The organism is Janthinobacterium sp. BJB304 (assembly GCF_002735765.1).
In the GTDB taxonomy this organism is placed as follows: Bacteria; Pseudomonadota; Gammaproteobacteria; order Burkholderiales; family Burkholderiaceae_D; genus Janthinobacterium.
Window position 1 is genome coordinate 88,840 of the sequence record NZ_PDZN01000023.1, and the last position, 20,544, is coordinate 109,383.

The window sequence follows — 20,544 nt, forward strand, 5'->3', positions numbered from 1 at the left end:
TTCATCATCATAATGGAAGGGCAGGCACAACGAAAGTCATCGCTGTGCGTGGCAAATGCTGCAAAGCGGCACCGGAATCAATGAAATGGCGGCGATTGGATGCGATAATACCGCTTCTCCAAGCTCGATTGCCTGCCATGCCACAATTTGCTCCGCTCCAGAATGACACTTTCCTGCGCGCCCTGCTGCGCCAGCCGACCGAGCACACTCCTGTCTGGCTGATGCGCCAGGCGGGCCGCTACCTGCCCGAATACCGCGCCACGCGCGAGCGGGCCGGCTCCTTCCTGGGCCTGGCGAAGAATCCCGATTACGCAACGGAAGTCACCTTGCAGCCCCTGGAGCGTTTCCCGCTCGACGCGGCCATTTTGTTTTCGGACATCCTGACGGTGCCTGACGCCATGGGCCTGGGCCTGTATTTCGCCGATGGCGAAGGGCCGAAGTTCGAGCGCCCGCTGCGCACGGAGCAGGACGTGAAGGCCTTGCAAGTGCCGGACCTGGCGTCGCTCGACTATGTCTTCAAGGCCGTCACGCAAATCCGCACGGAACTCAATGGCCGCGTGCCGCTGATCGGTTTTTCCGGCAGCCCGTGGACCCTGGCGTGCTACATGGTGGAAGGCGGCGGCTCGAAAGAGTTCCATACCATCAAGAAGATGCTGTACAACCGCCCTGACCTGATGCACCACATCCTGGCGATCAACGCCACGTCCGTGGCGCAGTATCTGAATGCGCAGATCGACGCTGGCGCGCAAGCCGTGATGATCTTCGATTCCTGGGGCGGTGCGCTGGCTGACGGCGCCTACCAGGAATTCTCGCTGGCCTACATGCAGCAAGTGGTGGCGCAGCTGAAACGCGACAAGGATGGCGTCAAGATTCCCGCCATCGTGTTTACCAAGGGCGGCGGCCAGTGGATCGAGCAGATCGCCGACATCGGCGCCGATGCCGTGGGCCTGGACTGGACCGTCAACCTGACGCGCGCGCGCCAGCTGGTGGGCCATAAAGTGGGCTTGCAGGGCAACCTCGACCCTGCCATCCTGTTCGCCAGCCCCGAGCAGATCCGCGCCGAAGTGGCGAAAGTGCTCAACGCCTTCGGCGCGCCATCGGCTGGTACGGGCCACGTGTTCAACCTGGGTCATGGCATTTCCCAGTTCACGCCGCCGGAATCCGTGGCAGCGATGGTGGAAGCCGTGCACAGCATGAGCCGCGCCATGCGCAGCGGCCAGTAAGTCGTCGTTTTCCCCTGGCGCAGGGGCAGAAAAGGCAGGCTTTCCAACGGAAGCCTGCCTTTTTCTTTGCTGCGCCTTAGCAAGACATACCGACTTATGCACAATTTTTTTTGCTGCGGAAATAAGAGGCAGTGTCAAAGCCATGCCCGGGGGCGATTTGCAAGTGATTGATTATTAAGGAATAAAAAATTCATTGACTAGCGGACTTTGTTGCTATTGATAAGGTTATTCTTTCGTCCGCTTGCCTTATTCCTTCATTGTCCACAAAGTTATCAACAGATTCTGTGGATAAAATTGAAAAGTATTTTGTTAACCGATACTTAGCGCCGATGTTCAGGTTTCACCTGAAGTGCATGTTGCAGTGCATGATAATTGAACAATGTTTCGCCGTCCGTCAGGTAAAAACGAACGCTTGCCCGGCAATTGTCAATTTTGCTGCATGCCGTCCGCGTCTTTCCCGATCGGACGCCTCAAAATGGTGCCGATTTCTGTATAAATACATTACAAATGGCTCAGTTATGCACAGCGGCGGAAATGCCCTGTGGATTTGTGGCCGCCCGGGCATCAATTTTTAAGCCATTGATTTTAAATGATTAATTTTTCTTGCGTGCCGCTCTTGACGGCAGTCGAAATTTTATGTCCACATTTTTCTGAAAGTTAATTTTGCTTTGTCCACAAAGTTATCCACAGAATTTTCTTCAGGCACGAGAGTACGCCGTCCCGTCCGTCGTTAGGCGTTTGACGGATGAAACAAGTATCATGGCCCGCTGGCTTGATGCCGGACATCCCGCCGCGCCATCGCCCCTGCGGCGCGCTTTTTTATTGAGATAGGCCCTATCCCCATGTCGCAGTGCATTTTGACGTCGTGCATCCTGAAAATCGCGCTCGACACGCCCTTGAACGCCTTGTTCGACTACCGCTGGACAGCGGCGGCGGATACGGGCGCTGCCGTGCCGCTGCCGCAAGTGGGGCAGCTGGCGCTGGTGCCATTCGGCCGGCGCGAAGTGATGGGGCTGATCGTCGGCGTGTCCGACAGCACCGATGTGCCCGCCGCGAAATTGAAGGACGTGCTGGCCGTGCGCAGCCAGCTGGCGCCGCTGTCGGAACAGTGGCTGGCGCTGGCCGCCTTCGCCGCCGATTACTACCAGCGCCCGCTCGGTGAAGTGGCCTTGCCGGGCTTGCCGAAGAATTTGCGCGTGCTCACCACCGTGGCGCTCGACCGCGCCATCAAGAAGCTGGGCAAGCTGGCCGACGCGCATGACGGCACGCCGCTGAACATGCCTGCGCTCAATGCTGCCCAGCAAGAGGCGGCGGACGCCATCGGCGGCGCGCAGGGTTTCAAGCCGACCCTGCTGTACGGCGTGACGGGCAGCGGCAAGACGGAAGTGTATCTGCAGGCGTGCGCCCAGGTGCTGGCGCGCGAGGACGATGCGCAAATCCTGATTTTAGTGCCGGAAATCAACCTGACGCCCCAGCTGGAAGGCAATATCCGCGCGCGTTTTCCCGGCGTCATGCTGGCCACCCTGCACAGCAGCCTGTCCGAAGGCGAGCGCATGCTGCACTGGCTGGCCGCGCACCAGGGCCAGGCGCGCATCGTGCTCGGCACGCGCTTGGCCATCCTGGCGTCCTTGCCGAAATTGAAACTGATCGTCATCGACGAAGAGCACGATCCTTCCTACAAGCAGCAGGAAGGCTTGCGTTATTCCGCGCGCGACCTGGCCGTGTGGCGCGCCTGGCAATTGCAGATTCCCATCGTGCTCGGTTCGGCCACGCCGTCGCTGGAAAGCTGGCACCACGCGCAGACGGGGCGCTACCGCAAGCTGGAATTGCGCGAGCGGGCCGTCAAAAATGCGGTCCTGCCGCGCGTCAAGATCCTCGACATGGAGCGCGACAAGCCGAAGGATGGCCTGACCTCGCATCTGGTCGCCGCATTAAAACTGCGCATGGAGCGCGGCGAGCAGTCGCTGCTGTTCCTGAACCGGCGCGGCTATTCGCCCGTGATCTGCTGCGAATCGTGCGGCTGGATCAGCAATTGCACGCGCTGCACTTCGTTCATGGTGCTGCACAAGCCCGAACACCGCTTGCGTTGCCACCATTGCAGCCTGGAATTGCGCATTCCCCGCCATTGCCCCACGTGCGGCAACATCGACTTGCAGCCGCTGGGACGGGGCACGCAACGCGTGGAAGAGGGCTTGCAGCAATTGTTTCCAGAGGCGCGCATTTTGCGCATCGACGCCGATTCCACGCGCAAGAAGGGCAGTGCGCAGGAAGCGTTCGACACCGTGCACCGGGGCGAAGTCGATATCCTGATCGGCACGCAGATGGTGGCCAAGGGCCACGATTTCAAAAAGCTGACCCTGGTCGGCATCCTGAACCCGGACACGGCCCTGTTTTCCCAGGATTACCGGGCCAGCGAACGCCTGTTCGCCCAGCTGATGCAGGTGGCGGGCCGCGCCGGGCGGGCCGCGCAGACGGAAGGCGGCAGCGTCAGTGAAGTGCTGATCCAGACGCGCTATGCGCGCCATCCGCTGTACGACGCCGTCGTCAACCACGATTACGACCATTTCGCCACGACCTTGCTGGAAGAGCGGGCCCAGGCGGCGCTGCCGCCGTATCTGTTCCAGGCCCTGCTGCGTGCCGAGGCGCCCGAGCTGGCCACGGCCATCGAATTCCTGCAGGCGGCGAAAGAGTGCATGGAACACCCGCAGGTGACCATCAATGACCCGATTCCCATGAGCATGACGCGCGTCTACAACGTGGACCGCGCCCAGCTGCTGCTCGAATCGCCTTCGCGGCCGGCCTTGCAGGCGTTCCTGAAGGAATGGTTAGCGGAGTTGCGCGCCATGAAGACGCGCGTGAAATGGTCGCTGGAAGTGGACCCGCTCGATATTTAAATTACTGCAGGTAATCGCGCGCCGATTTGACGATCTGTTCCGACAACAGCTTGGTAAACGGCGTGTCCAGGGTCCACGCGTGCCAGCTCAGCGGCACGTCCAGGGTGCTGCCCGGCAGCAGGTCGACCAGCCGGTCCGTCGCCAGCGCCTGCGCGGCCAGGCGCTGCGGCATCAGGCCGTAGGCCAGGCCATCCTGGACGCAGGCGCGGCGCGTCGCTTCGACCGGCAAGGTATGGTGCGGAAACGGTTCGCGCATGCTCAATTGTTCAGCGAGGAAACGCGCCAGCAAGCCGTGCTGGCCCACGACGGCGGGCGCCAGTTGCACCGCCTCGGCAATAAAACCGTCGCCGAACCAGTGGCCCGCAAACACGGGCGTGGCCACGCAGACATAGCGCAAGGTGCCCAGCGGCGTGACGCTGGTGGCGGCCGCCGCGTCGAGCGCCGTGCCGGATTCGGCCGCCACGCAGCCGAACACGGAGCCGTCGCGCACCATCTGCAGGGCGCTGTCGCTGTCGGCCAGGCGCACGTCGAGTTGGCAGCGCGGTGGTGCCAGCAGGGCGGACAAGGTGTCGGGGAACCACGTGGCCAGGCTGTCGGCATCGATGGCGATGGCGATTTCCGGCATGCTGACGCTGTTGCCCAGGTCGATGTCGAGCGATGCTTCCATCAGCTTGACGTTGCGGTGATGCACGATCAATCGCTGGCCCAGGCCCGTCGGCACGGCTGGCTGGCCACGGATGATCAGCAAGCGCCCGCTGGCGTCTTCCAGCGCCTTGATGCGCTGCGAGACGGCCGACTGGGTGATGCCCAGCGCCAGGGCGGCCTTGTCGAAACTGCCATGGCTGGCCACGGCGTCCAGCACGGCCAGCGCGCGATAATCGAGTGATCCCATTAGCTCAGCTTATAAATTTTAGAATTGATTAGTTATACTAATACACATATTGCAGCAAAGTAAAACCTTATTTTCGGCAAACGGGTAGTATCGAACGCTGTGAGCAATCTGACGCGGAGATAAGTAGCACGATGAAAACGATACAAGTGGATGTAGCCGTGATCGGCAGCGGCACGGCCGGCATGACGGCGCACAAGGCCGCGCGCATGCAGGGCAAGCGCGTGCTGATGATCGAAAGCGGGCCGTACGGCACGACGTGCGCCAGGGTCGGCTGCATGCCCAGCAAACTCCTGATCGCGGCGGCCGAGGCGGCCCATGCCGTGGCCGCCGCGCCCGCTTTTGGCGTGCATCCGGGCCCCGTGCGCATCGACGGCCGGCAAGTGATGGCCAGGGTGCGCAGCGAGCGCGACCGTTTTGTCGGCTTCGTGCTCGACGGCGTCAACGCCATCCCCGAGGAAGAAAAACTGCGCGGCCACGCCCGCTTCATTGCGCCGGGCAAGCTGCAGGTCGACGAACATACGCTTGTCGAAGCGGCCAGCGTGGTGATCGCCACCGGTTCCACGCCCATCGTGCCGCCCGAGTGGCAGGCGGCGGGCGAGCGCGTCATCACGAGCGACGCCGTGTTCGAATGGACGGACTTGCCAAAGTCAGTCGCCGTGGTCGGCAGCGGCGTCATCGGTCTGGAACTGGGCCAGGCGCTGGCGCGGCTGGGCGTGCGCGTGACCTTGTTTGCGCGCGGCAATAAGGTCGCGCAGCTGACGGACCCGCTGGTGCTGCGGGAGGCCGATGCCGTGCTGGCGCGCGAACTCGATATCCGTTTCATGACCCAGGTCGCGCACATGGCAACAACGCCGGACGGCGGCGGCATCGCGCTGACCAGCCGCGATGATGCGGGTCAGGAAAAAAACGAGCAGTTCGAGTACGTGCTGGCCGCCATCGGCCGCCGTCCGAACGTGGACAAGATCGGCCTGGACACGGCGCAAATCGAGCTCGACCGCCACAGCATCCCCCTGCATGACCCGCACACCATGCAGTGCGGCACCAGCGCCATCTTCATCGCGGGCGATGCCGACAACGCCTTGCCGCTGCTGCCCGAAGCGGCCGACGAGGGCCGCATAGCGGGTGACAACGCGGCGCGCTTTCCCGACGTCAAACCTGGCTTGCGCCGCACGCCGCTGGCGATCGCTTTCACGGAGCCGCAGATCGCCACCGTGGGCGCCACCTACCAGCAATTGTGCGTCAGTCACGCGGGCCGCTTTGCCGTCGGTGCCGTGTCGTTCGGCAACCAGGGCCGCAGCCGCGTCATGCTGCAAAACCAGGGCATGTTGCGCGTGTATGCGGAATTCGGCAGCAAGCGCTTTCTTGGCGCCGAGCTGATCGGCCCACGGGCGGAACACCTGGGCCACTTGCTGGCCTGGGCCTGCCAGGCGCAGCTGACGGTGCCGGCCATGCTCGACATGCCGTTCTACCACCCCGTCATCGAGGAAGGCGTGCGCACGGCCTTGCGCGAACTGGCGCTGCACCTGGAAAAAGACCCGGAACACGCACCCGGCTGCGCCGACTGCTCGCCTGGCGTCTGATGCAATTTTGATATTTATACAATTTTGTAGACAAGCGCACATGATTGCGCGATCATCGCTGCCACATTGAAATATTGATTAAAAGCAAAAAACATTTCAATTGGCACATGCCGCTGATGCCAGGATGGTAAAAACAAGCGGGTGCAGGCGATGATGGAGACGATGTGAAAATTCGGCGCATTTACGCGGGAGAACTCGCCCTGGGCGTGGCCCTGCCCTGGGACGTGCATGGCGAAACGGGCGGCTTGCTGGCCAGGCTGGGCCATGTCATCAGCAGCGAAAACCAGATCGCATTGCTGCTGGCGCGCGGCGTCATCGCCGATACCAGCGCCGACGTGCCGCGCACGGCCACGGAAGCGCCATCGGCCCTGCGCATGCTGAACCTCGTCACGGCAGGGCTGGCCCTCGTCTTGCCGGCCGTCGCCGCCGGGCAGGCGGGCAGCCACCTGTCCCTGGCGCCGCTGGCGCAACTGGTGGAAGAGGCCGTTGTTCTGGATGCCGACGTGGCGCTGGCCTGCATCCTGCACAACCAGGGCGCGGGCGACTTTGCCGTGCGCCACAGCGTCGACACGGCCGTCATCACGGCCCTGCTGGCGCGCGCCCTGAAACTCGACGACGCCGTCGTGCGCAGCGTGCTGCTGGCCGCGCTGAGCATGAATGTGGGCATGCTGGAACGCCATGCGGATTTCCAGCACAAGGCGGGCCCGCTGGACGCACAGGAACGCGCCTATTTGCGCGCCCATCCGCAAGCCGCTGTCGACTTGCTGCGCGCGGCCGGCGTCACGGATGCCGTCTGGCTGCAGGCCGTGCTGCAGCATCATGAAAATATCGATGGCAGCGGCTATCCGCTGGGCACGCAAGGCGAGGCGATCGGCATCGGCGCCCGGCTGATCATGCTGGCCGACCGCTATTGCGCGCGCGTCTCGAAGCGCAGCTACCGCCAGCCTTTGCTGCCGAACGTGGCCTTGCGTGAAATGTTGATGGCCGACAAGGCCACCCTGGATGCGCCGCTGGCGTCCCTGCTGGTGCGCGAGCTGGGCATCTATCCGGTCGGCACTTTCGTCAAATTACTCAATGGAGAAATCGGCGTCGTCACGCGCAAGGGCTTGAACGCCACCACGCCCCACGTGCAGTCGCTGGTCGGCCCCCGCGGCGCGCGCCTGGACGTGCCGCTGCGGCGCGATACGCGCGTGGACTTGCACGCCATCCGCGAAGTGCTCAGCGCGGAGCAGGCGGGACTGCAGTTTCGCCCCGACCAGTTATGGGGCCGCAGCGCACGAATTTAGCGCGGGAGCTTAATTCAGCAGACCTGCATCGAGCCGTCCCTCGAGCGCCAGCTCGCGCATGATGCGCACCGTGTCGATGTCCGACTCCTTGTAGGCCGAGCGGCGGAAGTCGTCGTACAGGGCGTTGGCCGCATCGGTGGCCGCGTCATGGCCGTCGTCGTACTGGAAGCGCACCCACAGGCTCGCTTCGTCGGGCATTTCGATGGTCATCACCAGCGAGGAAGCGCTGATATCCTGTTGCGCCGGCACTTCATAGCGCACCTGCAGTTGCGGCACCAGCACCACCTTGTCGTTGATGACCAGTTCGCCATAGCGCAGGCTGCGCGCGAAACCTGCATCGCAGCGCTCGCTGATCCGGCACTCATCGAGGTGCGGCACGAACAGCTTCGGCGACTCGGCGCGCAAGACGAGGCCGCGCCACACTTGTTCCAGGGTCAAGGTGTCGATCAGCGGATTCAACGGATCATTGATTTCAATCAGGTGTTCAAATTTCATGGGACTGCCATTCGGTAAGTGGGCGCGCACGGGCGATATAGGCGGAATGGTACTCCAGGCGTGGCATCGCCGCACGCATTGCATCGGCCAAGATGGCGGCATATGGCGATATATCAATGCCATTGCCTGTTTTTCATGCAGATCTTGCCGTGCAAATGGCGGGCGCGACGCTGTTACAATGGGCTGCTGTTCCCTGCGGAAATACCCTGATGTCCAAAGCACCACAGTTCGGTCTGAATGCGCCCCAAAGCGAAGCGGTTACCTACCTCGACGGCCCCTGCCTGGTGCTGGCGGGCGCCGGTTCGGGCAAGACGCGCGTGATCACGCAAAAGATCGCCCATCTGATCGAAGACCGGGGTTATGACCCGCGCACCATTGCCGCGCTGACCTTCACCAACAAGGCGGCGCTGGAAATGCAGGAACGCATCGCCAAGCTGTTGAAACAGCCGCGCCAGGCCAAGCAGTTGACGGTGTCGACCTTTCACTCGCTGGGCGTGAAAATCCTGCGCCAGGAAGCCAATGGCGTGGGCCTCAAGGATCGCTTTTCCATCATGGACAGCGACGACTGTTTTTCCCTCGTGCAAGACCTCGCCATTACCACCGATAAACAGGTGATCCGCGGCATCCAGAATGCCATGTCGCTGTGGAAAAATGGCCTGATCGATCCGGACATGGCGCTGGCGCAAGCCAAGGATGAAGATGAAGCCAACGCGGCGCGCATCTACCGCAGCTATGTGGCAACGCTCTCCGCCTACCAGGCCGTCGATTTCGACGATCTGATCCGCCTGCCCGTGGAATTGTTCCGCAACAACGGCCCCGTGCGCGACAAGTGGCAGCGCCGTTTGCGCTACCTGCTGGTCGATGAATACCAGGATACGAATACCTGCCAGTACGAACTGGTCAAACTGATGGTGACGGGCATCGGCAAGAAGCCGATGTTTACGGCCGTGGGCGACGACGATCAGGCGATCTATGCGTGGCGCGGTGCCACGGTGGAAAATTTAAAAACGCTGGAAACGGATTTCCCCGACTTGCGCGTGATCAAGCTTGAGCAGAATTACCGCTCCACCATGCGCGTGCTGAACGCGGCCAATGCCGTCATCGGCAACAATCCGAAGCTGTTTGAAAAGTCGCTGTGGTCGGAACACGGCCTGGGCGAGCCGATCAAGGTGCTGGGCATGCAGACGGACGAGCAGGAGGCGGAGCAGGTCGCCATCATGATCTCGGCCGACCATTTCGAGCGCAAGAACAAATTTTCCGATTACGCGATTCTGTACCGGGGCAACCACCAGGCGCGCATCATCGAACAATGTCTGCGCAAGGAACGCATCCCCTACACGATTTCGGGCGGCCAGAGCTTCTTCGACAAGGCCGAGATCAAGGACATCATCAGCTACCTGCGCCTGCTGGCCAACGAAGACGACGACCCGGCCTTCATTCGCGCCGTGACGACGCCGCGCCGCGGCGTGGGCCAGTCGACCCTGGAGGTGCTGGGCGCGTTTTCCGGGCAGTGGCAGTGCTCGCTGTTCCAGGCCGTGTTCAAGGGCGGCATCGAGGCCAAGCTGACGGACCGCCAGCTGGGTCCGCTGCGCGACTTCTGCAACTTCATCAACGACCTCGAATCGCGCGCCAGCCGTCCCGGCGCTGCCGGCAGCGGCGACAATGCGGCCGAAGTGCTGGACGACATGATGAAGGAAATCCACTACGAATCGTATCTGTACGATGCCTTCGAGGAACGGCAAGCGCAAAGCAAGTGGCAGAACGTGCTCGAATTCGTCAACTGGCTCAAGGAACGGGGCCGGGGCGGCAAGGACCGCGACGGCGAAGAAAAGAACGTGCTGGAACTGACGCAGATGGTGGCCCTGATGACCATGCTCGAGGGCAAGGACGAAGAGCAGGATGCCGTGCGCATGTCCACCTTGCACGCGTCGAAAGGGCTGGAGTTTCCGCACGTATTTCTCGTTGGCGTGGAAGAGGGGATTTTGCCGCACAAGGGCGACCCTGACGCGCCGGCCGAAACCATCGCCGCGCGCATCCAGGAAGAGCGGCGGCTGATGTACGTGGGTATCACGCGCGCGCAGCGCACCTTGCACATTACCTGGTGCAAGAAGCGCAAGCGGGCGGGCGAGCAAGTCCATTGCGACCCGTCGCGCTTCATCAAGGAAATGCAACTCGACGTGGGCGACGCCGTGCCGACGGAAGCGGAAGTGATTTCGCCCAAGGAAAGATTGGCGCGCATGAAGGCCTTGCTGGCCGCGCCGAAGGCTTAAGCAGCGTTCACGCTTCCACGGTGCTGTCGGGCGTGGTTTTGGGCACGATGGCCAGTTGCATGCCCAGCGCATCGAGCATCTTCAAAATGGTTTCAAAGCGCGGCTTGCTACCTTCGCGCAAGGCTTTATACGCGCCTTCGCGCGTGATGTCGGCCCGGGCCGCCACCTTGCCCATGCCGTAGGCGCGCACCACGTCGTTCATGGCGGACTGGAACAGTTCGGCGTTGCCGGTGGCGACGATTTCGCTCATGTAGGCGGCCACGGCGGCCTTGCTGGTCAGGTGTTGCGTCGGATCAAATTTGCTCAGGCCTAAGGCTTCCAGGTCGTCGAGGTCGAAGGTGTCATGGTCGATATGTTGGTTCATTTCTTTCGTGCTCCTGTCGATAGGCTTGCCGCCGCTTTGCGGATGGCTGCCTGCCGGGCTTTCAGCTCCCTGAGGATCGCTTGCGCCTGTTTGATGTCGCGTCGCTGGTTCGATTTGTTGCCACCCAACAGCAGCAAGATCAGGGTGCCCAGGTTGGTCTCGTGAAAATACACGCGCCAGCCGGGTCCCGTCTGTAAAAAACGCAACTCGCACACGCCTTCGCCCACTGACCGCCAGTCGCCCTTTTTACCATGCTGCAAATGCTTGATGCGCGCATCGATGGCCGCCGCCGCCACATCGTGCAGGGAATCTTCCCAGCGCCGGTATTCTGTCGTCTTGCGCGTATCGATCAGTACTGGTTCGGGTGGCGTTGGTGTGTTCATTGTAATCGTTTGTTCTCATTCGTCAAGCGGCTTGAGCCCATCCAGGAAGAATAAACAGAAATCGGGGCCCGTCCGGCGGCGAATGGAGGGAGTTTGTCCTGGCTCACGCCGCTGCGGCGGTAGAATGCCCCCTTTCAGTCAGGAATCACCGAGAGCACCATGGACAATGCAGAACAGATGGAAGTACGTTTCGTCGATATCGAAATCAAGCTGGCGCAGCAGGAAGATCTGGTCGAGTCGCTGAACCAGATGGTGTACCAGCAGGGCAAGCGCATCGACCAGCTGGAAGCGATGCTGCACAAGCTGGGCGAGCATGTGCGCGACGGGGCGCAGCAGGCGAATGGCGGGCTGGTCAACGAACGTCCGCCGCATTATTAAATCGGCATCGTAGTGCGGGGCGCATGAAAACCGTTCATCACTGGCGGGCGCGCTACCACCGGTAGTTGCTGGTGACGCAAGTGTGTCAGGCTGTTATTATTTCAGGCTGGCCCGCGACACAATCGCGGCTCTCTTGCGTTCCTTGAAAGAAGACATGACCCGTCCTACAATGCTCGTCATCGCCGCCAGCCTGATGCTGGCGCCAGCCGCCGCCGCTTTTGCCGCCACCGCCGCTACCACCGTGCCCGCCGCTACCGCCGCCTTGCCCGCCTCGAACCCGTTTGCGCAGGCGAGCAGCCTGCCCTTTAACTATCCGCCGTTCGACAAGGTGCAGGACGCCGACTACGCGCCCGCCTTTACGGCAGGCATGGCCGCCAACCTGGCGGAAATCAACGCGATTGCGAATAACAAGAAACCGGCCACGTTCGACAACACCATCGTGGCCATGGAACGCTCGGGCCAGCTGCTGAGCCGCGTGCGCACCGTGTTTTCCGTGATGTCCGGTTCCAACACGAATGACACGATCCAGAGCCTGGAACGCGAGCTGGCGCCGAAGATGGCGGCCCACAGCGACGCGATCATGCTCAACGACAAATTGTTCAAGCGCATCGACAGCCTGTACGCCAAGCGCGACAAGCTGGGCCTCGATGCCGAATCGAAACGCCTGCTGGAACGCTACCACACCGATTTTGTCCGCGCCGGCGCCAAGCTGTCGGCGCTTGATAAGGAAAAGCTGCGCGCCTACAACGGCCAGCTGGCGGCCCTGTCGACCAAGTTCGCGCAGAACGTGCTGAAGGAATTGAACGCTTCGGCCGTCGTCGTCGATACGCGTGAAGAACTCGACGGGCTGTCGCCGGCCGCCATCGAAGTGGCTGCCGGCCTGGCCAAGAAGCGCGGCCTCGATGGCAAATACGTGATTGCCCTCGTCAACACGACGGGCCAGGCGCCGCTGTCGCTGCTGACCAACCGCGCTGTGCGCGAACGCATCATGGCGGCATCGCAAGCGCGCGGCAGCCGTGGCGGCGAGTTCGACAACACCGAGGAAGTGCTGGCACTGGCAAAGCTGCGCGCCGAACGTGCCGCACTGATGGGCTACCCGAACTACGCGGCCTACTCGCTGGAAGACCAGACGGCGCACGACACCACCGCCGTCAACGCCCTGCTGGGCGAGTTGGCGAAGCCGGCCGTCGTCAACGCGCGCCGCGAAGCGGACGATATCCAGAAGGTCATCGATGCAGGCAAAGGCGGCTTCAAGGTAGGCGCCGCCGACTGGGCCTTCTACAGCGACAAGGTGCGCGCCGAACGCTACAACTTTGATGAAAATCAGTTGAAACCGTACTTTGAAATGCACAGCGTCTTGACCCGTGGCGTGTTCTTTGCCGCCGGCAAGTTGTACGGCCTCACTTTCAAGCAGCGCACCGACTTGCCCGTTTACACGTCCGACATGCTGGTGTACGACGTCTTCAATGAAGACGGCACGCAACTGGCCATCTTTACGCTTGACCCTTACGCGCGCAGCAACAAGCGTGGCGGCGCCTGGGCGAATGCCTATGTGGGTCAGTCGAGCTTGCTGAACCGCAAGCCGGTGATCGCGAATAACCTCAACATTCCAAAGCCGGAAGCGGGCCAGCCGACCCTGATGACGTTTGACGAAGTCAACACCATGTTCCACGAATTCGGCCATGCGCTGCACGGCATGTTTTCGAACGTGAAATACCCGCGCTTCGCCGGCACCAGCGTGCCGCGCGACTTCGTCGAATACCCGTCGCAAGTCAATGAAATGTGGGCGCTGTGGCCGGAAGTGCTGCAAAACTACGCCAAGCACTACCAGACGGGCGCGGCCATTCCAGCCGAACTGCTGGCCAAGGTGACGGCGGCCGACAACTTCAACCAGGGCTACAAGACGACGGAATACCTGGCCTCGGCCCTGCTGGACCAGCGCTGGCACCAGCTGACCCCGGCACAGATCCCCACCGACGTGCTGGCGTTTGAAAAAACCGCCTTGACGGAAGCGGGTGTCGATTTCTCCCCGGCACCGCCGCGCTACCGCACCACGTATTTCTCGCATGCGTTCGCGGGCGGTTATTCGGCCGGCTACTACGCGTATCTGTGGTCGGAAAAGCTCGATGCCGACACGGTTGAGTGGTTCAAGGAAAACGGCGGCCTGACGCGCAAGAACGGCGACTGGTTCAGAGCCAAGTTGCTGTCGCGCGGCGGCAGCGCCGATGCGCTCGACATCTACCGCAACTTCCGCGGCCGCGATGCGAAGATCGAGCCGCTGCTGGAACGCCGTGGCTTGAACGGCAAGTAATCGGGTGATTCCGGCGTCAAGGCTGGGTCAATGAAAAAATGGCTGCCAAGCAATTGGCGGCCATTTTTATTTGGGGATTTTGCCTGTAAACCGTGGTAAACCGCGCATTTGGCGTGCTGCACCACAGGATCGCCCATGTTGGATGACGCCTGTGTGACAGGCTGCTATGATCTGCCACTGGCCCGCGACGCGATCGCGGTTCTTCCCCGCGCTTCCTGAAAGATGTCATGATCCGTCCACAACTGCTCGTCATCGCCGCCAGCGTCATGCTGGCCCACGCCGCCCCATCCGCCCTGGCCGCCACTGCAAAAACCGCGCCTGCCGCCGCCGTCAGCGCCCAGAACCCCCTGCTCAAAGTGAGCCCGCTGCCGTTCCAGATGCCGCAGTTCGGCCTGATCAAGGATGGTCACTATGCGCCGGCGTTTGCCGAAGGCATGAAACGCCAGCTGGCCGAAGTCAATGCGATTGCCAACAACCGTCAGCCGGCCACGTTCGAGAACACCATCGTGGCCCTCGAGCGCACGGGACAGCTGCTGCACCGCGTGCAGAGCATCTTCAGCAACATGACCTCAACCAATACCAATGCCGTGCTGGAAGCGGTGGAAGTGGACGTGTCGCCGAAACTGGCCGCGCATGGCGATGCCATCACGCTGAACCCGAAACTGTTCGCCCGTATCGACACCCTGTACGCCAAGCGCGACAAGCTGGGCCTCGATGCCGAATCCCTGCGCCTGCTCGAACGCTATCACACGGATTTCGTGCGCGCCGGCGCCAAGCTGTCCGATGCGGACAAGGAAAAACTGAAAGCCTATAACGCCGAGCAGGCGGGCCTGGAAACGGCCTTCGCGCAAAACGTGCTGAAGGAAACGAATGCCAAGAGCATCGTCGTCGACACGCGTGCCGAGCTGGCCGGCATGACGGACAGCGATATCGATACGGCCGCCACGGCCGCCAAGGAACGGGGCTTGACGGGCAAGTTCGTCATCGCCCTCGTCAACACCAGCGGCCAGCCGCCGCTGGCCGTATTGACGGATCGCAAGACGCGTCAGCGCCTGATGGACGCGTCGCTGAACCGCGGCAGCCAGGGCGGCGAGTTCGACAACCGCGCCATCGTGCTGAAACTGGCCAAACTGCGCGCCGAACGGGCGACCTTGCTCGGTTACGCCAACTACGCCGCGTATGCGCTGGAAGACCAGACGGCCAAGACCACGACGGCCGTCAACACCCTGCTGTCGGAACTGGCGAAACCGGCCGTCGCCAATGCGCGCCGCGAAGCGGCCGACCTGCAGCAAGTGGTCGATGCGGAAAAAGGCGGTTTCCAGGTGGCAGCGGCCGACTGGGCCATCTACACGGACAAGCTGCGCAAGCAGCGTTTCAATTTCGATGAAAACGAGCTGAAACCGTATTTGGAATTGAACAGCGTGCTGAACAACGGCGTCTTCTTTGCCGCGAACAAGTTGTACGGCATCAGTTTCAAGGAGCGGAAGGACTTGCCGGTGTACAACCCGGACGTGCGCGTCTACGACGTTCTGGATGCCAACGGCAAGCCGCTGGCCCTGTTCATCGCCGACTTCTATGCGCGCGGCAACAAGCATGGCGGCGCGTGGATGAATGAATATGTGTCGCAATCATCGCTGATGGGCACGCATCCCGTCGTCGCCAACCAGTTGAATATTCCGAAGCCGCCCGCCGGCCAGCCGACGCTATTGACGTTTGATGAAGTGACGACCATGTTCCACGAATTCGGCCATGCGCTGCACGGCATGTTTTCGAACGTGAAATACCCGCGCTTTGCCGGCACCAGCGTGCCGAGCGACTTCGTCGAGTACCCGTCGCAAGTCAATGAAATGTGGGCCGTCTGGCCGGAAGTGCTGCAAAACTACGCCAAGCACTACCAGAGCGGCGCGGCCATGCCGCAGGAATTGCTCGACAAGGTCACGGCGGCGAAGAAATTCAACCAGGGCTTCATGACGACGGAATACCTGTCGGCGGCTCTGCTGGACCAGCGCTGGCACCAGCTGGCGCCGAGCCAGATCCCGACGGACGTGCTGGCCTTTGAAGCGGCATCGCTGAAAGACGCGGGTGTCGACTACGCGCCCGTGCCGCCGCGCTATCGCACCAGTTATTTCTCGCACAGCTTCTCGGGCGGCTACTCGGCAGCGTATTACGCCTACCTGTGGTCGGAAAAGCTGGACGCGGAATCGGTCAACTGGTTCAAGGAAAACGGCGGCTTGACGCGCAAGAACGGCGACTGGTTCCGCAGCAAATTGCTGTCGCGCGGCGGCAGCGTCGACGCGCTGCAACTGTTCCGTGACTTCCGCGGCCGCGACGCCACCGTGGAACCGCTGCTGGAACGCCGGGGCTTGAACGCCAAGTAAGACGTCCTCATCAGAAGCTTGCGTTGCGTTGACATGGCGCACGCAAGCTTTCCGTGCCGGCGGCGTAGAATTGAGTAAGATGTAAACAAGAAGGCAGTTGAAAGAGTATATGAGTCAGCAAGATTTGAATGGCATTACCCTGGAAGGTATCGTGACGCGCCTGCACGCCCACTACGGCTGGGACGGCTTGGCCAAGCACATCGATATCAATTGCTTCATCAGCGATCCCAGCATCAAGTCGAGCCTGAAGTTTTTGCGCAAGACCCCGTGGGCCAGGAGCAAGGTGGAACAATTGTTCCTGGACACGCAATTTACTGACTGACAGGAAAAAACATGGATAGCAAACTCAAGGAATCGCTGCAACAGCTGCATTCGACACTCGCAACCAGCGGTCCCGTCGATGAAGAACTGCATGGTTTGCTGCAAAAACTCGATGTCGACATCAAGTTGCTGATGGAAAAGCGCGCCGCGCAGGAGCAGGAAGAAGAGTCCACCACCTATGGATTGGCCGAGCGCAGCCAGGAATTGTCGGCCAAGTTTGCCGTCAAGCATCCGAAACTGGAGCCGGCGTTGCGCGAATTGGGTGAAATTTTAGCCAACATGGGCATTTAAGCAAGTTTCTGGAAATGCCGGGCCTTGCCCTGCCGGGACGGGCCTTCTTTCCCCAAGTGATTGAAAAATAAACGTTTTTTGTACTGAAATCCAACAGTAAAAAGCAGGCCGTCAGGTTGGAAATGGCCAATTCCGGTACAATCCGTACCCTATGAGCTCCCCTACCAATTTATTTGCGACCGTTCCCAAGCGGTCTGCCCGCGCTGCCGTGGCGCCTTTCCTGCCGATGTCGCGTGCCGAGATGGACGCGCTGGGCTGGGACCAGTGCGACGTCATCCTCGTCACGGGCGACGCCTACATCGACCATCCGAGTTTCGGCATGGCCCTGGTCGGCCGCCTGCTCGAAGCGCAGGGTTATCGCGTCGGCATCATCAGCCAGCCCGACTGGCTGTCGGCCGACGCCTTTCGCATCCTCGGCAAGCCGCGCCTGTACTACGGCATTACCGCCGGCAACATGGATTCCATGGTCAACCAGTACACGGCCGACCGCAAGATCCGCTCGGACGACGCCTACACGGCCAATGCGGAACCGAACAAGCGCCCGGACCGCGCCGTCACCGTGTACGCCCAGCGCGCGCGCGAAGCGTATTCCGACGTGCCCATCGTCATCGGCAGCATCGAAGCATCCCTGCGCCGAATCGCCCATTACGATTACTGGTCGGACAAGGTCCGCCGTTCCGTCTTGCCCGATTCCAAGGCTGATTTGCTGATTTTCGGTAATGCCGAGCGGGCGCTGGTCGACCTGACGCACCGCCTGGCCGCCGGCGAAGCCATCAAGGATATCCGCGACTTGCGCGGCACGGCCTTCATGGTGCCGTCCGGCTGGCTGCCCGGCGACGACTGGGGCGTGCACAATTCCACCCGCGTCGACGTGCCGGGCAAGATCGACCCGCACTACAGCCCGTACGAGATGGTGCAGGAAGACAAGACCGCCTGCGCCACGGAAAATGCGTCGAAATCGGCCGAAGTCATCAAGCCGATCCGCATCATGAGCCGCGAAGAGCGCCTGGCCATGGCCAAGGAAAAGCACGACAAGACCGTCGTGCGCCTGCCCGCCTACGACGTCGTCAAGGATGACCCCGTCATGTATGCGCACGCGTCGCGCGTGTTCCACCTGGAATCGAATCCCGGCAATGCGCGCGCCATGGTGCAGGCGCACGGCGAGCGCGACGTGTGGCTCAATCCGCCGCCGCTGCCGCTGGCCATGGACGAGATGGATGGCGTGTACGACATGAACTACGCGCGCGCACCGCACCCGAGCTATGGCAAGGCGCACATCCCCGCCTGGGAAATGATCCGCTTTTCCGTCAACATCATGCGCGGCTGCTTCGGCGGCTGCACCTTCTGCTCGATTACCGAGCATGAAGGCCGCATCATCCAGAGCCGCTCGGAACCGTCGATCCTGCGTGAAATCGAGCATATCCGCGATAAAACCAAAGGTTTTACGGGTACCATTTCCGATATGGGCGGACCGACGGCGAATATGTACCGCCTCGCCTGCAAGGAAAAAGAGATCGAAGTGTCGTGCCGCCGCCTGTCCTGCGTGTACCCGTCCATCTGCGTGAACCTGGGCACGGACCACAGCAAGCTCATTTCCCTGTACCGCAAGGCGCGCGCCATTCCCGGCATCAAGAAAGTGCTGATCAGTTCGGGATTGCGCTACGACCTGGCCGTGCGTTCGCCCGAGTACGTGAAGGAACTGGTCACGCACCATGTGGGCGGCCTGTTGAAGATTGCCCCTGAGCATACGGAAGAGGGCACCTTGTCGAAGATGATGAAGCCCGGCATCGGCGCCTACGACGAGTTCAAGGAAATGTTCGACCGTTTTTCGCTGGAAGCGGGCAAGAAGCAGTATTTGATCCCGTATTTCATCGCCGCCCATCCGGGTACGACGGACCTGGACATGCTGAACCTGGCACTGTGGCTGAAGAAAAACAATTTCAAGCTGGACCAGGTACAGACCTTCATGCCCACGCCGATGGCCATGGCCACGACGATGTACCACACGCGCAAGAATCCGCTGCGCAAGGTGACAGCCGACTCGGAAGTGGTGGAAACGGCGCGCAGCGGCAAGATCCGCCGCACCCATAAAGCGTTCCTGCGCTACCAGGACCCGGCCAACTGGCCGATTTTGCGCGAAGCGCTGGTCAATATGGGCCGTGGCGACTTGATCGGCAATGGCGACAAGCACTTGATACCGGCCTGGACGTCGTCGGAATCGGGCGGCCTGGCCGCAGGCGAACGCAGCCGCCAGACGCATGGCGCCGGCACGCCGGACAAGTTCAAGGTCACGCCGGGCAAGAACCGCATCGCCCTGGGCGGCACGGCAGCGGCGCCCAAAGCGTCGGCCGCCGAGTCGAAAGTGCGTCCATCGATTCTGTCGACCATCAAAACGAAGGCCAAGCCGGCCGCCGTGCCGATGGGCCGTGGCAGCAAGCCGCCAGCCAAGGGCGGCCATGCCGCGCCGGCACGGGGTGGACGCAAGTAGATAGTCTTCCGCCCTCGGGCATCCTCTGAAAAACCCGGCAACGCGTACTGCGTTGCCGGGTTTTTTGCTATGGGCGCACCAAGATGGGGCGGCAAACCGCCGTGGCGGCGGGATTTTTACCAATATTTAAAAATTGAATAGAGCAAAAGGCAATTTTCCCTTGTGGCAACTTGGTGTTTGAAAATATACTCGTTGGATATTTAGCCGTACGGCAACAATGCTGCCTTTCTGGCAAGCGCCAGCGTACGCGACTCCCAGCGTTGATATGAAAAGAGATGCCAATTGAAATGCCTTTCCTGCCAAGCCGAGAATAAGCCGGGCGCCAAATTCTGTTCTTCCTGCGGCACGACGTTTGCCGCCGCCACGACCGCCGCCGCTGCCGTGCCGGGCAAATCCTGTGGCCAGTGCGGCCATGATTGCAAGCCCGACGCCAAGTTCTGCCCCAAATGCGCGTTCAGCTTTGCCGTGGCGCCAGTGCTGCCACCAGAACCTGTTGCGGTACCTGTGTCGGCGCCGATTCCTGAACCAGTCAGTGTGGTCGTTCCTGAGCCCGCTCCAGTGGCAGAAATGGTCGCGCAAGCTGTTCCGGAACCCGTTCCCGTCTTCATCCCGGAACCGGTCGCGCCACCGCCACCGCCGCCACCGCCCGTGCTGGAAAAGCGCCGTGCCGATCCTGCACCCGCACCCGCACCCGCACCAGCGCCAGCTCCCGTGGCCGACACGCCAAGTGACAGCCCAGCGGCGGGCAGCCGCATGAAACTGATCGCTGCAGCCGTCGCCGCAGTAGTACTGCTGGGCGGTGCGGGCGCTTACTATTTTCTCTCAAGCAAGCCGGCAGCGCCGGCGCCGGAAGCTGTTCCAGTCTTGCCCGCGCAGGCGGAACCAGCGCCTGCCGCCGAGCAGCCGCTGGCCATCAGCGACCCGGCGCTCGACGGCGCGACGGCGGCCGAGCCTGCTGTTGCGCCTGCTGCGCCCGCCCCGGCATCTGTC

15 protein-coding genes and 2 pseudogenes are annotated in these 20,544 nt (G+C 61.8%); 13 read left to right on the top strand and 4 right to left on the bottom strand.

The window, feature by feature from the left end; all coding sequences use genetic code 11:
* Window positions 1–137 precede the first annotated feature (137 nt).
* Window positions 138–1,223, top strand: coding sequence for a uroporphyrinogen decarboxylase (hemE, locus tag CSQ95_RS23580; RefSeq protein WP_070312001.1), 1,086 nt, complete (start codon window positions 138–140; stop codon window positions 1,221–1,223).
* An 842-nt stretch (window positions 1,224–2,065) separates the two neighbouring features.
* Entirely contained in the window at window positions 2,066–4,117 is a 2,052-nt protein-coding gene (locus CSQ95_RS23585) for a primosomal protein N' (RefSeq protein ID WP_099411267.1), read from the top strand.
* Between the two features lies 1 nt (window position 4,118).
* On the opposite strand, the gene CSQ95_RS23590 is transcribed toward CSQ95_RS23585, so the two are convergent.
* Window positions 4,119–5,009 carry an ArgP/LysG family DNA-binding transcriptional regulator gene (locus tag CSQ95_RS23590; protein ID WP_099411268.1) on the bottom strand — a complete coding sequence of 297 codons (891 nt, stop codon included), beginning with the start codon at window positions 5,007–5,009 and terminating at the stop codon, window positions 4,119–4,121.
* A 131-nt stretch (window positions 5,010–5,140) separates the two neighbouring features.
* Between CSQ95_RS23590 and CSQ95_RS23595 the strand changes: the two genes are divergently transcribed.
* Both CSQ95_RS23595 and CSQ95_RS23600 read left to right on the top strand, forming a co-directional pair.
* Window positions 5,141–6,589 (top strand): dihydrolipoyl dehydrogenase, encoded by a 1,449-nt coding sequence (locus CSQ95_RS23595; protein WP_099411269.1) that lies wholly within the window; start codon window positions 5,141–5,143, stop codon window positions 6,587–6,589.
* A gap of 164 nt (window positions 6,590–6,753) precedes the next feature.
* Window positions 6,754–7,875, top strand: a complete 1,122-nt coding sequence (locus CSQ95_RS23600; RefSeq protein ID WP_257218194.1) for an HD-GYP domain-containing protein — start codon at window positions 6,754–6,756, stop codon at window positions 7,873–7,875.
* Window positions 7,876–7,884: 9 nt separating this feature from the next.
* Here the strand turns inward: CSQ95_RS23600 and CSQ95_RS23605 are convergent, their stop codons facing one another.
* On the bottom strand, window positions 7,885–8,370 hold the full coding sequence (locus CSQ95_RS23605) for an SRPBCC family protein (RefSeq protein ID WP_070219615.1): 486 nt from the start codon (window positions 8,368–8,370) through the stop codon (window positions 7,885–7,887).
* A gap of 209 nt (window positions 8,371–8,579) precedes the next feature.
* Between CSQ95_RS23605 and CSQ95_RS23610 the strand changes: the two genes are divergently transcribed.
* A complete protein-coding gene (locus CSQ95_RS23610; RefSeq protein WP_099411270.1) occupies window positions 8,580–10,640 on the top strand; it encodes a UvrD-helicase domain-containing protein in 2,061 nt (686 codons plus the stop codon).
* 7 nt (window positions 10,641–10,647) lie between these two features.
* On the opposite strand, the gene CSQ95_RS23615 is transcribed toward CSQ95_RS23610, so the two are convergent.
* Together CSQ95_RS23615 and CSQ95_RS23620 are read right to left on the bottom strand one after the other, a co-directional pair.
* Window positions 10,648–11,004: an addiction module antidote protein gene (locus CSQ95_RS23615; RefSeq protein ID WP_070219611.1), complete on the bottom strand. Its 357-nt coding sequence runs from the start codon at window positions 11,002–11,004 to the stop codon at window positions 10,648–10,650.
* Complete coding sequence (locus CSQ95_RS23620) at window positions 11,001–11,387, bottom strand: type II toxin-antitoxin system RelE/ParE family toxin (RefSeq protein ID WP_218963640.1); 387 nt, start codon at window positions 11,385–11,387, stop codon at window positions 11,001–11,003. Before CSQ95_RS23620 ends, CSQ95_RS23615 begins: the two co-directional genes overlap by 4 nt.
* Before the next feature lie 159 nt (window positions 11,388–11,546).
* Here CSQ95_RS23620 and CSQ95_RS23625 point away from each other — a divergent pair, with 159 nt between their 5' ends.
* From CSQ95_RS23625 to CSQ95_RS30155, 8 genes and pseudogenes are all read left to right on the top strand, one after another.
* Window positions 11,547–11,765: a SlyX family protein gene (locus CSQ95_RS23625; protein WP_034753936.1), complete on the top strand. Its 219-nt coding sequence runs from the start codon at window positions 11,547–11,549 to the stop codon at window positions 11,763–11,765.
* Window positions 11,766–11,919: 154 nt separating this feature from the next.
* Entirely contained in the window at window positions 11,920–14,076 is a 2,157-nt protein-coding gene (locus CSQ95_RS23630; protein ID WP_257218195.1) for a M3 family metallopeptidase, read from the top strand.
* A 227-nt stretch (window positions 14,077–14,303) separates the two neighbouring features.
* On the top strand, window positions 14,304–16,454 hold the full coding sequence (locus tag CSQ95_RS23635; protein ID WP_099411272.1) for a M3 family metallopeptidase: 2,151 nt from the start codon (window positions 14,304–14,306) through the stop codon (window positions 16,452–16,454).
* 109 nt (window positions 16,455–16,563) lie between these two features.
* Window positions 16,564–16,776: a VF530 family DNA-binding protein gene (locus tag CSQ95_RS23640; RefSeq protein WP_070219603.1), complete on the top strand. Its 213-nt coding sequence runs from the start codon at window positions 16,564–16,566 to the stop codon at window positions 16,774–16,776.
* A gap of 11 nt (window positions 16,777–16,787) precedes the next feature.
* Entirely contained in the window at window positions 16,788–17,066 is a 279-nt protein-coding gene (locus CSQ95_RS23645; protein WP_099411273.1) for a DUF4404 family protein, read from the top strand.
* Between the two features lie 226 nt (window positions 17,067–17,292).
* Window positions 17,293–19,554: a YgiQ family radical SAM protein gene (locus CSQ95_RS23650; RefSeq protein WP_218963641.1), complete on the top strand. Its 2,262-nt coding sequence runs from the start codon at window positions 17,293–17,295 to the stop codon at window positions 19,552–19,554.
* A 282-nt stretch (window positions 19,555–19,836) separates the two neighbouring features.
* Window positions 19,837–19,944 (top strand): annotated as a pseudogene (locus CSQ95_RS30360) (zinc-ribbon domain-containing protein); the annotation flags it as partial.
* Window positions 19,945–20,112: 168 nt separating this feature from the next.
* Window positions 20,113–20,544, top strand: a pseudogene (locus CSQ95_RS30155) (ribonuclease E/G); the annotation flags it as partial.